16 protein-coding genes are annotated in these 13,730 nt (G+C 35.7%); all 16 read left to right on the forward strand.

The features are described 5' to 3' along the window. Positions 1-18: 18 nt before the first annotated feature. The 16 genes from ftsY to dprA all read left to right on the forward strand — a co-directional run bounded on the left by ftsY (position 19) and on the right by dprA (position 13,726). Positions 19-1,212: a signal recognition particle-docking protein FtsY gene (ftsY, locus tag D1606_RS01535; RefSeq protein ID WP_119414257.1), complete on the forward strand. Its 1,194-nt coding sequence runs from the start codon at positions 19-21 to the stop codon at positions 1,210-1,212. A 249-nt stretch (positions 1,213-1,461) separates the two neighbouring features. Then, positions 1,462-1,797 (forward strand): putative DNA-binding protein, encoded by a 336-nt coding sequence (locus tag D1606_RS01540; RefSeq protein ID WP_119414258.1) that lies wholly within the window; start codon positions 1,462-1,464, stop codon positions 1,795-1,797. Between the two features lie 12 nt (positions 1,798-1,809). Beyond that, on the forward strand, positions 1,810-3,165 hold the full coding sequence (gene ffh / locus D1606_RS01545) for a signal recognition particle protein (protein WP_119414259.1): 1,356 nt from the start codon (positions 1,810-1,812) through the stop codon (positions 3,163-3,165). A 107-nt stretch (positions 3,166-3,272) separates the two neighbouring features. Then, the gene (gene rpsP, locus D1606_RS01550; RefSeq protein WP_119414260.1) at positions 3,273-3,545 is read left to right on the forward strand and encodes a 30S ribosomal protein S16; all 273 of its coding nucleotides are present in this window, start codon (positions 3,273-3,275) and stop codon (positions 3,543-3,545) included. A gap of 14 nt (positions 3,546-3,559) precedes the next feature. Then, entirely contained in the window at positions 3,560-3,793 is a 234-nt protein-coding gene (locus D1606_RS01555) for a KH domain-containing protein (protein WP_119414261.1), read from the forward strand. Positions 3,794-3,895: 102 nt separating this feature from the next. Beyond that, a complete protein-coding gene (gene rimM, locus D1606_RS01560; RefSeq protein ID WP_119414262.1) occupies positions 3,896-4,417 on the forward strand; it encodes a ribosome maturation factor RimM in 522 nt (173 codons plus the stop codon). After that, entirely contained in the window at positions 4,417-5,145 is a 729-nt protein-coding gene (gene trmD / locus D1606_RS01565) for a tRNA (guanosine(37)-N1)-methyltransferase TrmD (RefSeq protein WP_119414374.1), read from the forward strand. Before rimM ends, trmD begins: the two co-directional genes overlap by 1 nt. A 133-nt stretch (positions 5,146-5,278) precedes the next feature. Beyond that, the gene (gene rplS, locus D1606_RS01570) at positions 5,279-5,623 is read left to right on the forward strand and encodes a 50S ribosomal protein L19 (RefSeq protein WP_119414263.1); all 345 of its coding nucleotides are present in this window, start codon (positions 5,279-5,281) and stop codon (positions 5,621-5,623) included. Positions 5,624-5,730: 107 nt separating this feature from the next. After that, positions 5,731-6,300 (forward strand): signal peptidase I, encoded by a 570-nt coding sequence (lepB, locus tag D1606_RS01575; RefSeq protein WP_119414264.1) that lies wholly within the window; start codon positions 5,731-5,733, stop codon positions 6,298-6,300. Between the two features lie 18 nt (positions 6,301-6,318). After that, positions 6,319-7,173: a ribosome biogenesis GTPase YlqF gene (gene ylqF, locus D1606_RS01580; RefSeq protein ID WP_119414265.1), complete on the forward strand. Its 855-nt coding sequence runs from the start codon at positions 6,319-6,321 to the stop codon at positions 7,171-7,173. Between the two features lie 154 nt (positions 7,174-7,327). Beyond that, entirely contained in the window at positions 7,328-8,101 is a 774-nt protein-coding gene (locus D1606_RS01585) for a ribonuclease HII (protein WP_119414266.1), read from the forward strand. Positions 8,102-8,107: 6 nt separating this feature from the next. After that, the gene (locus D1606_RS01590) at positions 8,108-10,198 is read left to right on the forward strand and encodes a hypothetical protein (protein WP_119414267.1); all 2,091 of its coding nucleotides are present in this window, start codon (positions 8,108-8,110) and stop codon (positions 10,196-10,198) included. After that, positions 10,195-10,491: an EscU/YscU/HrcU family type III secretion system export apparatus switch protein gene (locus D1606_RS01595; RefSeq protein WP_119414268.1), complete on the forward strand. Its 297-nt coding sequence runs from the start codon at positions 10,195-10,197 to the stop codon at positions 10,489-10,491. Before D1606_RS01590 ends, D1606_RS01595 begins: the two co-directional genes overlap by 4 nt. 156 nt (positions 10,492-10,647) lie before the next feature. Further along, positions 10,648-11,808: an ADP-forming succinate--CoA ligase subunit beta gene (gene sucC, locus D1606_RS01600; protein WP_119414269.1), complete on the forward strand. Its 1,161-nt coding sequence runs from the start codon at positions 10,648-10,650 to the stop codon at positions 11,806-11,808. A gap of 16 nt (positions 11,809-11,824) precedes the next feature. Beyond that, positions 11,825-12,727, forward strand: a complete 903-nt coding sequence (gene sucD / locus D1606_RS01605; RefSeq protein ID WP_119414270.1) for a succinate--CoA ligase subunit alpha — start codon at positions 11,825-11,827, stop codon at positions 12,725-12,727. A 102-nt stretch (positions 12,728-12,829) separates the two neighbouring features. Then, the gene (gene dprA, locus D1606_RS01610; RefSeq protein WP_119414271.1) at positions 12,830-13,726 is read left to right on the forward strand and encodes a DNA-processing protein DprA; all 897 of its coding nucleotides are present in this window, start codon (positions 12,830-12,832) and stop codon (positions 13,724-13,726) included. Positions 13,727-13,730: the final 4 nt, after the last annotated feature.

Genomic DNA, 13,730 nt, shown 5'->3' on the forward strand with positions numbered 1-13,730 from the left:
GACAAAGGAGCGAATAATATGAGCTTTTTAAAACGTATGAAAGAGAAGTTGATGGGTAGCTCAAAAACTGAAAAAGAAGAGCTATTGGATCAAACAACAGAAGAACAAGAAGTTGTAGAACATTCTACAAACGAAGTGGAAGAAATAACTGTTGATAGCACTAAAAAAATAGAGCCAGAAACAGTAGAACAAGAAAAAGAGATTGAGGAAGATAATCAACAAAAAGAAGAAAAAAACAAAAGAGGTTTTTCTGCCTTCTCAATCACAGAAAAGTTCAAATCTGGTTTAGCTAAAACACGTGATTCATTTACTTCAAAAGTAAATGATCTAGTAGCACGCTATCGCCATGTCGATGAAGAATTCTTCGAAGAACTTGAAGATTTATTACTTCAAGCGGATGTTGGTATGGAAACAGTTATGGAGTTAACTGAGAAACTTCGATTTGAGGTACAACGAAAAAATATAAAAGATACAGAAGGCATACAAGCATTAATATCTGAGAAACTTGTAGAAATTTATGAACAAGGTGAAGAAGATATTACGGAGTTGAATATTCAAGAAGGCGATTTAACGGTAATCTTGTTCGTAGGTGTGAACGGAGTTGGAAAGACAACTACAATCGGTAAGTTAGCACATCGTTTTAAGAAACAAGGTAAAAACGTGTTACTAGCGGCAGGAGATACTTTCCGTGCAGGTGCTATCGACCAATTGCAAGTATGGGGAGATCGAGTAGGAGTAGAAGTTATAAAACAATCTGAAGGATCGGATCCAGCTGCAGTTATGTATGATGCTATTCGTGCAGCCAAAAACCGCAAAGCAGATATATTGATTTGTGATACTGCCGGTCGTTTGCAAAACAAAGTGAATTTGATGAACGAATTAGAAAAAATTCATCGTGTCATTTCCCGGGAAATTCCGTCGGCTCCACACGAAGTTTTACTTGCACTTGATGCCACAACAGGGCAAAATGCGTTACAACAAGCGCAAATCTTCAAAGAAGCGACAAATGTTACAGGAATTGTTTTGACAAAATTAGATGGTACTGCAAAAGGTGGTATTGTCCTTGCGATACGAAACAAATTGCATATACCAGTAAAATTCGTTGGCCTTGGAGAACAAATGGATGATTTACAACCGTTTGACTCTGAACGTTATGTATATGGCCTATTTGCTGATGCACTTGATGAACAAATAGCTAAAACTGAAGAATAAGATTTAGAATAGTGAAAGGAGTTGCTGAAAAATTTTGGCGACTTCTTTTACTTTTTATTAAATTATTCAATTGAGAGTATGGTAGTGTTTAAAAAATTCACTTCTTGTCTTTATGATTATTGGCAGGGGGAAATAAGGTAATTGTTATCTGTTTTTTTAAAATAAAATAGACAAGTATTTTTACTTGACAGAAACAATAATTATCTTTATGATACAGAAGAATATGTAAAAAAGAGGAGAGGTTGCGAAATGCTACTTGAAAAGACAACACGCATGAACTTTCTCTTTGACTTTTATCAAGCATTATTGACAGAAAAACAACGTAGTTATATGCAACTCTATTATCTAGATGATCTATCACTTGGAGAAATTGCAGAATCTTATGATGTTTCACGTCAAGCTGTTTATGATAATATCCGTAGAACAGAATCAATGCTTGAAGAATACGAGGAAAAACTTCAACTTTTTGAAAAATTCCAGAACAGACAACAAATACTTTCAAAACTAGAAAAAAGTATAACCGTAGCTCAAACAAACAATGCAGAACAGCTATCATTAATTGAACAACTAAAGCAATGTGATTAGGAGGCGACATGCATGGCATTTGAAGGTTTAGCGGAGCGACTCCAAGGAACGATTAATAAGATTAAAGGCAAAGGTAAAGTAAACGAACAAGACGTCAAAGAAATGATGCGTGAAGTTCGATTTGCTTTAATCGAAGCTGACGTTAACTTGAAAGTCGTGAAAAGCTTTGTAAAAAAAGTTAGCGAACGTGCTGTAGGTCAGGATGTTATGAAAAGCTTAACCCCTGGTCAACAAGTTATTAAGATTGTACAAGATGAGTTAACAGATTTAATGGGTGGCGAACAAAGTCCGATTAAATTTGCGACAAAACCACCAACTGTTATAATGATGGTCGGTTTGCAAGGTGCTGGTAAAACAACAACTACCGGTAAGCTGGCAAACGTATTAAGAAAAAAATATAATCGTAAACCATTACTCGTAGCAGCTGATATATATCGTCCGGCAGCAGTGAAACAATTGCAAACTCTTGGCAAACAATTGTCTTTACCAGTATTTTCTTTAGGTACTGATATTTCTCCTGTTGAAATTGTTCGTCAAGCTATAGAAACAGCAAAAGAGGAACATCATGATGTTGTATTGATTGATACTGCTGGTCGACTACATGTCGATGAAAAACTAATGCAAGAGCTTAAAGATATTCGTGCATTAAAAGAACCAGATGAAGTATTTTTAGTAGTTGATGCAATGACAGGTCAAGATGCAGTAAATGTTGCTGAAAGCTTTGATGAAGCTGTTGGTATTACAGGGGTTGTTTTAACAAAACTTGATGGTGATACTCGTGGTGGTGCTGCACTTTCTATTCGTTCTGTAACCCAAAAACCGATTAAATTTGTAGGTATGGGCGAAAAAATGGATGCACTAGAACCGTTCCATCCTGAACGAATGGCTTCACGAATTCTTGGCATGGGCGATGTCATGACGTTAATCGAAAAAGCTCAAGCAGCAGTCGATGAAGAACAAGCAAAGGCTTTAGAAGAAAAATTTAAAACACAATCTTTTACGTTAGATGATTTTCTTGAACAAATGAGTCAAGTGAAAAAACTTGGACCTTTGGATGAAATATTGAAAATGCTACCAGGTGCAAACAAAATTAAAGGACTTGAAAATGCTAAAATCGACGATAAACAAATTGGCCATATTGAAGCAATTATTTTATCAATGACCCCAGCTGAAAAAACAAATCCCGAAATTATTAATGCAAGCCGTAGAAAACGTATTGCAAAAGGTTCTGGTTCATCCGTCCAAGAGGTAAACCGACTAATCAAACAATTTGAAGATATGAAAAAAATGATGAAACAAATGACAGGTATGGCGCAAAAAGGGAAGAAAAAAATGAAACTTCCTGGCTTAGATTCCTTGTTTAAATAAAAAAAATACGCTAAAATATAGTGTGTTAAGAAAAAACACTTTACAAACAATCCAAAGCTTGCTATTATACTATCTTGTGTGAAACTATTCGGAGGTGCAATTAAACAATGGCAGTTAAAATTCGTTTAAAACGTATGGGAGCTAAAAAATCTCCTTTCTATCGTATCGTAGTAGCAGACTCACGTTCACCACGTGACGGTCGCTCAATCGAAACTATCGGTACTTTCAATCCATTAACTTCTCCAGCAGAAGTTAAAATTGACGAAGCTAAAGCATTAGCTTGGTTAGGAAATGGTGCGAAACCATCTGATACTGTACGTAACTTGTTCTCAGAACAAGGCATTATGGAAAAATTCCATAACTCTAAAATCGGTAAATAATCGGAGGTGGCATTATGCAGCAGCTGATTGAAGTAATCGTAAAACCTTTAGTCGATTATCCAGACGAAGTAAAAATTATTACTGACGAAAACGACAATCGTATTGTTTATAAACTTTCTGTACATCCAAGTGATATTGGAAAGGTCATTGGCAAGCAAGGGCGAGTTGCTAAAGCAATTCGAACAATTGTTTACTCAGCCGCAGGCAGCCACCATCATAAAAAGACTTATATCGATATTCTAGATTAAAACTAGGAAGGAGCAAACGTTCCTTCCTTTTTTATATATAATATTTATATTAAAGCGGAACGTGCTTGTTAAACAATTCAATATTTTAAAGAGGTGAACAATATGGAATGGTATAACGTAGGGAAAATTGTTAATACGCATGGTATTCGAGGAGAAGTTCGTGTCATTTCTCAAACGGATTTTCCAGAAGAGAGATATGCTGTTGGTCAACAACTAGCTCTTTTTAAACAAGGTGAGAAAAAGCCAATGTTATTAACAATTGCTTCTTCTCGTCCACACAAAAACTTTATTCTATTATCATTCGAAGGGTATCCTAATATCAATGATGTAGAGTCATTCCGAGACGGAATACTAAAAGTTAGTGAAAAGCAACTCAATGAAGACCAATTACAAGATAACGAATTCTACTACCATGAAATAGTAGGTTGTACAGTTTACGATCAAGATGGAAAAGAAATTGGAAAAGTGAAAGAAATCTTTGAAACTGCTGCAAATGACGTTTGGACAGTTAAAGGATTAGATGGAAAAGATCATTACATTCCTGTTGTAGATGAATTTGTCAAGGAAATCGATATTGATGAAAAGAAAATAGTAATCGAAGTAATAGAAGGGCTATTATCATGATGAATATTCACGTCTTATCTTTATTTCCCGAAATGTTCACAGGCGTTTTTGGATCGTCCATATTAAAAAAAGCACAAGAAAAACAAGCTGTGCAACTATCAGTTACCGATTTCAGACAATTTTCTAATAATAAACATGCTCAAGTAGATGATTATCCATATGGTGGAGGAGCAGGAATGGTGTTAAAACCAGAACCTCTATTTAATGCTGTAGAGGCTCTTGTGGAAGAGGGAAAGAAACCCCGCATCATTCTTATGTGTCCACAAGGAGAACGCTATACACAGGCAAAAGCTGAAGAATTAGCGCAAGAAGAAGATTTAGTTTTTGTATGTGGTCATTATGAAGGGTATGATGAAAGAATTCGTCAGTATTTAGTAACGGACGAGCTGTCAATTGGTGATTTTGTTTTAACCGGTGGAGAATTAGCGGCTATGACAATAATCGATAGTGTTGTAAGGTTATTACCGGGTGTTCTTGGAAATGATGATTCACCTGTACTTGACTCTTTTTCAACTGGATTACTTGAACATCCACATTACACCCGTCCTGCAGATTTTCGTGGTATGAAAGTACCGGATGTATTATTATCAGGTAATCATGCGAAAATTGAACAATGGCGAATGGAACAATCTTTAAAGCGTACAATTGAACGTAGACCGGATTTACTAGAACATATAGAGTTAACAAAAGAACAACAAAAATATCTTGAAAAACTAAAAAAACTGTAAAGTATAAAGACTTGCAACAGGTTAAAATATATGCTAATATTTGAGATGCATTTCTATGGAGATGCCGCATTACGGTGTTCCGCTGTAGCAACCACAGTGACCTGCAAGAGCATCTGTCTAAGGAGAGAAAACAATGTCAAACATTATTTCAGAAATCACTAAAGATCAACTTCGTACTGACATCCCAACATTCCGTGCTGGAGATACAGTAAAAATCGACGTTAAAGTAGTCGAAGGTACTCGCGAACGTATCCAAGTATACGAAGGTGTAGTTATCAAACGTCGTGGTGGCGGTATTAGTGAAACTTTCACAGTTCGTAAAATTTCTTACGGCGTTGGAGTTGAACGTACATTCCCATTACACACACCAAAAATCGCTAAACTAGAAGTTACTCGTCGTGGTAAAGTACGTCGTGCTAAATTATACTACCTACGTAACTTACGTGGTAAAGCTGCTCGTATTAAAGAAATTCGATAAGCTTATTTTTGAAGAATGGAGAGCTTGCATTTCAAGCTCTCTTTCTTTTTGCCTGAAATGATAAATCCTTGTACAATATAAGTAGAAATGTCAAGGGGGCATCGATGATGGAAAAGCATAAAAGGGAAAAGAATGAGTTGTGGGAATGGACAAAAGCACTTATTATTGCATTTGCACTTGCAGCTGGCATTCGATACTTATTATTTACGCCAATTGTAGTTGATGGTGAATCAATGATGCCTACACTTGAAAACGGGGATCGTATGATAGTAAATAAAATTGGCTATCGGATTGGAGAGATACACAGGTTTGATATAGTAGTATTTCATGCTCCTGAAAAAAAGGATTATATTAAACGTGTAATAGGTTTACCCGGTGACAAGTTAATGTATAAAAATGACCAACTATATATAAATGGAAAAGCAATTGAAGAACCATATTTAAAAAAATTTAAAGATGAAATAACAGATGGTGGAACTTTAACAGAAGACTTTTCATTAAAAGATATTCCAAGTGTACAAGGGGATACTATCCCACAAGGATATGTTTTTGTTATGGGCGATAATCGACGATATAGCAAAGATAGCCGGCATATTGGGATCGTTTCTGTTGATAAAATTATCGGAAAAACAAATGTTGTCTTTTGGCCTTTCAATCAGATAGGCAAAGTGAACTAACAAATTGGAGTGAAAAACTTGACTATACAATGGTTTCCTGGACATATGGCCAAGGCACGCAGACAAGTTACGGAAAATTTAAAGCTTGTTGATATTATTTTTGAATTAATCGACGCACGCCTGCCTATGTCATCTAGAAATCCGATGCTTGACGAAGTCATTCATCAAAAAACAAGATTATTAATATTAAATAAAGCTGATATGGCAGATGAAACTCAAACAAAAAAATGGCTTGCTTATTTCGAACAAAAAGGCCATAAAGCTATTGCCATTAATTCATTGGATGGAAAAGGTTTGAAGTTAGTAACAAAAGCTGCACAGCAGTTATTAGCGGATAAATGGGCACGTATGAAAGCAAAAGGTTTAAAAACTAGAGCTATTCGCGCAATGATTGTAGGTATACCAAATGTAGGGAAATCTACACTTATCAATCGTCTTGCAAAGAAAAATATTGCAAAAACAGGTAATACTCCTGGTGTTACAAAGTCTCAACAATGGATTAAAGTTGGTAAGGAATTAGAGCTATTAGATACTCCAGGGATTTTATGGCCGAAATTTGAGGACCAAGAAGTTGGATATAAATTAGCGCTAACTGGAGCTATAAAAGATACGATTACGAATATGGATGACCTTGCTATTTATGGCTTGAATTTTTTAAGTAATCATTATCCAGGGCGTATGGAAGATCGATATCATATTTCAAGCTTGAGTGATGAAATTGTTGAAACTTTTGATCATATAGGAAAATTACGAAACGTTTATATATCTGGTGGAGAAATTGATTATGACCAAGTAGCTGAACTAATTGTAAGAGATATTCGCAGTCAGCAACTTGGTAAGCTAACCTTTGATTTTGTAGAAGATTTTGCATAAAAAAATAGACCTTTTTTACCGATGTGTAAAGAAGGTTTTTTTTCTGTATTTTAATTAAAGATAGCCGATAAAAAGAGTATCAATGGGTGTAAGTTAACTTCATCTTCACGGATTATGAGTGAACCAATCGGGTTTAGTAAAAGGAGAATTTTAAGTGAGTACCATTAAAGAAATTAAAGATGCACTATTGAAAGAAACAGAATGGCAACCTTGGATGGATGAATTAGAAACAGACGAGAGACAAGGTATTGTTAGAGCGTTGGAACAATGGCATCGTCGCAAGGAAAAATATGATCATCTCTTATCAGAACACAAGAAGAAACTTGAATTCGATGAATCGTATAGACCTTTTCCACATGCACTTGTAGCAGGAACTGACGAAGCAGGTAGAGGACCTCTAGCTGGACCAGTTGTCACAGCAGCTGTCATACTTCCGGAAGACTGCCCAACATTAATCGGATTAAATGATTCAAAGCAATTATCTAAAGAAGCGAGAGAAAGCTTTATTGAAAAAATAAATGAATGTGCGATTGCTTCTTTTATTCACTTTCAACCCGCCAGTGTGATTGATGAGGTTAATATATATGAAGCGACAAAACAATCTATGAAAATATCAATTGAATCATTATCAACAAAGCCAGATTTTGTATTAGCAGATGCTATGACTTTGCCGATTGATATACCACAGCAATCCGTTATAAAAGGAGATGCTAAAAGCCTAGCAATCGCAGCAGCATCCATTCTTGCCAAAACGGCTAGGGATCATTATATGGAAGAATTAGCGAAGCAATATCCAGAGTATGGATTTGAAAAGCATGCAGGTTATGGGACAAAACAACATTTAAAAGCATTAAAAAAATATGGACCAACAGAAATTCATCGGAAAACGTTTGAACCGATTAAATCTATAATTCTTCAAAAGGAGTGAATAGAGTTGAATTATCCATCGTTGACATCAGTTCATTTACAACCGTCAAGTGGGCCGATGACTGGACAACCATTGGTTTTAAAACAAGGACAAGTTATACATGGAACGATTAAACAACTATATCCAGAGCAAATGGCAGAGGTTCAAATTGGTGGACAACGAATGATGGCTAAACTAGAAATCCCATTACAAGCTGGAAATTCGCATTATTTCCAAGTGTCAGGGGTTGAGCCAGATTTACAACTTAAAGTCATTTCAGGGCCTATGACACCATCAGCACCTATGTCACAACAAGTTTCTCAATTATTAGAGTCGATGCAATTGCCACAAACAAATGAAATGAAAGAATTAGCGTCGCATCTGCTAAAAAATAATTTACCGATGACGAAAGAACAAATGCAACAAGCAGAGCAAATTATGAAGACGTTACCTGAGGCAATAAGTTCAAAAGATGCATTGAAAGTTATACAAAAATTGATTGAACTAAAATTACCCATCCAACAAAATACATTTCAAGCTGTATTGCAAGGAAGTATGAAACAAGGCTTTACAGAGGTTTTAGGTAATCTACAACAATTATTACTCCAAGATGATTCCATTCCTCCAACGTTGCGGGAACAGCTTCAAAATCAACTGCAAATGATCAACAAACCGCTGACCTTAGAAACTGGAGGCATATTATTAGCCAAAATGTTAGATGTTTTATCTTCTTCATCAGCATCTCCAGCAGATAAATTAACAGTTTTACAACTACTAAAAAGCGCTGGAATGATGCCGAAAAGTTCAAATCTATTTAACTGGAATACTGCTATTCAACCATCTAACAATGGATTTCTACAACAACTTTCATCAGCATCGCAAACAGGTAATATGAAGGAAGTGTCAGCGATACTCCAGCAAGTTAAAGAATCATTACAACAAAATTCATCATTATTAGATTCTGAAAAACTGGGGATTCGTCAATCTATAACAAAGGCAACTACACAACCGACGATTGAAAATGTTCAGGCAGTTACAAAGCATCTAGAAACGGCATTACAAAAATCGCCAATTCAAATGTTAACAGCAGCTTTGTACACGACGTCCAAAAAAGAAATAACAGAATTGCTACCACAACTAAAAAATGCAATACAAGAGCAGACTTTGTTAACTTCAACACAAAAGGAAGAATTACTTCAAACAATCCAAAAGATTGATATTGAAAAAAGTATATCTCCTTCAATTCAATCAGTGGTGAAGGAATTACATAACCAATTGTTGAAAGCTTTTAGCGATTCAGCTCAATTACAACCATTTCAAGAAGATAAACAAGGAATGACTGCGAAGCAACAATTGATGCAAATATTAAATGCAGATATTGCAGATGAGCGGAGTACATTTACAAAACTAGTACAAGTAACAACTAGTTCTAAATCAGACTTTATTCAGAACATGCTAATGCAAACGGAAGAACAGCTAGCACAACAACTGGATGGTAAAACTTTCGAAACAGCAATCAAACAAACTTTACAAAATTTAGGACTGAGCTATGAAGCGAAGCTAAGCGAGAATTCTTCAAATCTAGAACAAATTTCAAGCCAGCTAAAGCCACAATTATTAGGACTTTTACAGGAAGACTCTATTTCAAGTACGACAAAAAATGTAGCGGAACAAGTCGTAGCTCGGATGAATGGTATGCAGTATTTATCAGGCGAAAACGGACCACAACATCAACTAATTATGCAAGTACCATTAGAGTTCTTTGGAAAAAAAACAGAAGCAACATTACAATGGAATGGCCGTATGAAAAAAGACGGTAAAATTGATGCTGATTATGCACGCATACTTTTTTACTTGCAACTTAGCTCTATTCAAGAAACCGTAATCGATATGCAAGTGCAAAGTCGGGTTGTTTCGGTCACTATTTATAACGAAAATGACAACTTGAAGTCTTTAGCTGGGCCATTAAAAAGCGTTCTTAAAAATGGCCTTTCACAACATGACTATCAACTTTCTGGTGTTTTTATAAAAAAATATGCAAAGGAACAAACGAATACCAATAGCAAGAAAACATCGGCATCAGAATTGCATACGCAAGGAGTCGATATACGTATATGAATGAAAGACAACAAACAAGAAAAGAGGCGGTTGCCCTTTCCTATAATCCCTTGAATGCCGATATACCAAAGGTAATTGCAAAAGGAAAGGGGAAAATCGCTGAAAACATATTGGAACAGGCGAAAGCCCATAATATTCCGATTCAAGAAGATCCCAATCTTGTCCAACTACTAGGACAACTAGATTTGAACGAAGCTATTCCAGAAGAACTATATCAAGCAGTTGCGGAAGTATTTGCATTTATTTATAGATTAGATCAATTGCATGAAAAGTACTCCGATAATAGCCACTAATTTTTATATAAAATTAGTGGCTTTTTAGTTTATTGGATAATCTGTTATTTTTGGATAAAGAAATGTAGTGAAGTAGACTATGGACATTATTGTCTGATTTTTATACAATATACTTGTATTTCATAATATTATGAAATTTAGATGGGAGGATTAAGTATGAACATCCATGAGTATCAAGGAAAAGAAATTCTTCGTCAATATGGGGTGTCGGTTCCTTCAGGTCGAGTTGCATTCTCACCAGAAGAAGCTGTAAAAGTTGCGAAAGAATTAGATTCAAAGGTTATAGTGGTAAAAGCTCAAATCCATGCTGGCGGTCGTGGAAAGGCTGGCGGGGTAAAAATCGCTAAAAATTTAGATGAAGTCCGTTCTTATGCTAAAGAACTGTTAGGTAAAGTACTGGTTACACATCAAACAGGTCCAGAGGGTAAAGAAGTAAAACGCCTATACATAGAGGCTGGTTCTGATATTAAAAAGGAATATTATCTTAGCTTTTTAGTAGACCGAGCTACTTCAAGAGTAACAGTAATGGGCTCAGAAGAAGGCGGTATGGACATCGAAGAAGTAGCGGAAAAGAATCCGGAAAAGATTTTCAAAGAAGTCGTTGACCCAGTTGTTGGACTTACTGGATTCCAAGCAAGACGACTTGCATTTAATATGAATATTCCAAATCAATTAATCAATAAAACTGCAAATTTAATGCTAGGTTTATATAAAGCGTTTACAGAAAAAGATGCGTCTATCTTAGAAATTAACCCACTAGCAATAACAGGGGATAATGAAGTACAAGCATTAGATGCAAAATTTAATTTTGATAGCAATTCGTTATATCGCCATAAAGATATTGTTGAATTGCGTGACTTTGATGAAGAAGATCCAAAAGAAATAGAAGCCTCAAAATATGATCTAAATTATGTAACTTTGGATGGTAATATTGGTTGTATGGTAAATGGAGCAGGTCTAGCGATGTCAACAATGGATACCATTAGTTACTACGGAGGACACCCTGCAAACTTCCTTGACGTTGGTGGTGGTGCAACTGCTGAAAAAGTAACGGAAGCATTTAAAATTATCTTGTCAGATTCAAATGTAAAGGGAATTTTCGTTAATATTTTTGGTGGCATTATGAAATGTGATGTTATTGCAGAAGGCGTAATTGTAGCTGCAAAAGAAGTGGGGTTAAATGTACCATTAGTAGTCCGTTTAGAAGGGACAAATGTTAATTTAGGGAAAAAATTACTGAATGAATCAGGCTTAAATATTGTAGCTGCAGATTCCATGGGTGACGGTGCTCAAAAAATCGTAGAACTTGTAGGCTAAGAAGGGCGGGATCAGGATGAGTATTTATATCAACAAAGATACAAAAGTATTGGTACAAGGCATTACAGGTTCGACAGCGCTTTTCCATACCAAACAAATGCTTGAATACGGTACTAAAATAGTAGCAGGTGTGACTCCAGGGAAGGCTGGTACTTCAGTTGAGGGTGTACCAGTATTTAATACTGTTTTGGAAGCAAAAAATGAAACAGGTGCTAATGTTTCTGTTATTTATGTTCCGGCACCATTTGCGGCAGATGCAATCTTGGAAGCTGTTGATGCCGAACTTGATATGGTGATTTGTATTACAGAACATATACCTGTACTTGATATGGTAAATGTTAAACGTTATATGGAAGGAAAGAAAACACGTTTAATAGGACCAAACTGTCCGGGCGTCATTTCTGCAGATGAATGTAAAATTGGTATTATGCCAGGATATATTCATACAAAAGGTCATGTAGGTGTTGTATCTCGCTCTGGTACATTAACATATGAAGCAGTACATCAATTAACGGTAGAAGGCATTGGCCAAACTACAGCAGTCGGAATTGGTGGGGACCCTGTAAACGGCACAAACTTCATAGATGTATTAAAAGAATTTGAAGCAGATCCAGAAACATATGGAGTTATCATGATTGGAGAAATCGGTGGTACAGCTGAAGAAGAAGCTGCAGAATGGATTAAAGCAAACATGACAAAACCTGTTGTAGGATTCATCGGTGGTCAAACAGCACCTCCTGGTAAACGTATGGGGCATGCAGGAGCTATTATTTCAGGTGGTAAAGGTACTGCAAAAGAAAAGATCAAAAAGATGAATGAATGCGGTATCGAAGTAGCTCCAACACCATCAGTTATTGGCGAAACATTTATTCGAGTGATTAAAGAAAAGGGCTTGTACGAAAAGTGTAAAACCCATTAGAATGAGAGTGTAGTACTAAAATAGTACTGCACTTTCTTTATAAATAGTCTTTGATAAAGCTTGTTTGTTTAAAGTATAATTGCATATTAATGGAGGGAAGTTATGTACGATGTAAATTTTACAGAAAGATTACTTGCACTACATTATGTGTTTCCTGTTCCCCTTAACAGGTTGCAGAAATTGTTTGAAGTAGATCCAGATTTAACACAATTAGATCAAATATCTACTCAAAAACTAGCTGGATATTTGAATTTATCTGTCGAAAAAGCTGGAATTTTACAAGAAAACTATATAAAAACGCTTAATTCCCCATTAAATGAAGCGTATATGGCACATAATATCTTCCCCATACCTTTTCATCATTCATTATATCCCAACAAATTACTTGCATCATATGACCCACCAGTTGTACTTTATACAAAAGGATTAGTTGATATTTTGAAGAATTGGCGTAGAATTGCAATAGTTGGTTCAAGACAAGCTACAAATTATTCTGAAAAAATATTAAACTATATAATACCACCATTAGTAGAACAAAAGTATGTTATTGTTAGTGGGTTAGCTAAAGGTGCAGATCGCATGGCTCATGAAGCAACAATAAAATTTTCTGGTCAAACAATTGGAGTATTAGGTCATGGTTTGTTTCACCTTTATCCAAAAGAAAATCGTAAATTAGCTGAAATTATGGAGAAAGAACATTTGCTTATAAGCGAATATCCGCCATATGTAAAACCACAAAAATGGCATTTTCCGATGCGCAATCGTATTATAAGTGGTATGTCTGAAGGGATACTTGTTACTGAGGCAGCAGAAAAAAGTGGTACTTTAAGTACGATTGATCATGGTTTAGAAAACGGTAAGCATATATTCGTTGTGCCAGGTGATATAACAAAACCACTTTCTAAGGGACCACATAAATTGCTATTAGAAGGTGCAATGCCTGTGTGGAACGGTTATCAAATTATAGAAGAAATAGAAGGATTTCTACTTTCTAAATGAAAAA

The sequence above is a fragment of the Rummeliibacillus sp. POC4 genome (assembly GCF_003576525.1).
In the GTDB taxonomy this organism is placed as follows: Bacteria; Bacillota; Bacilli; order Bacillales_A; family Planococcaceae; genus Rummeliibacillus.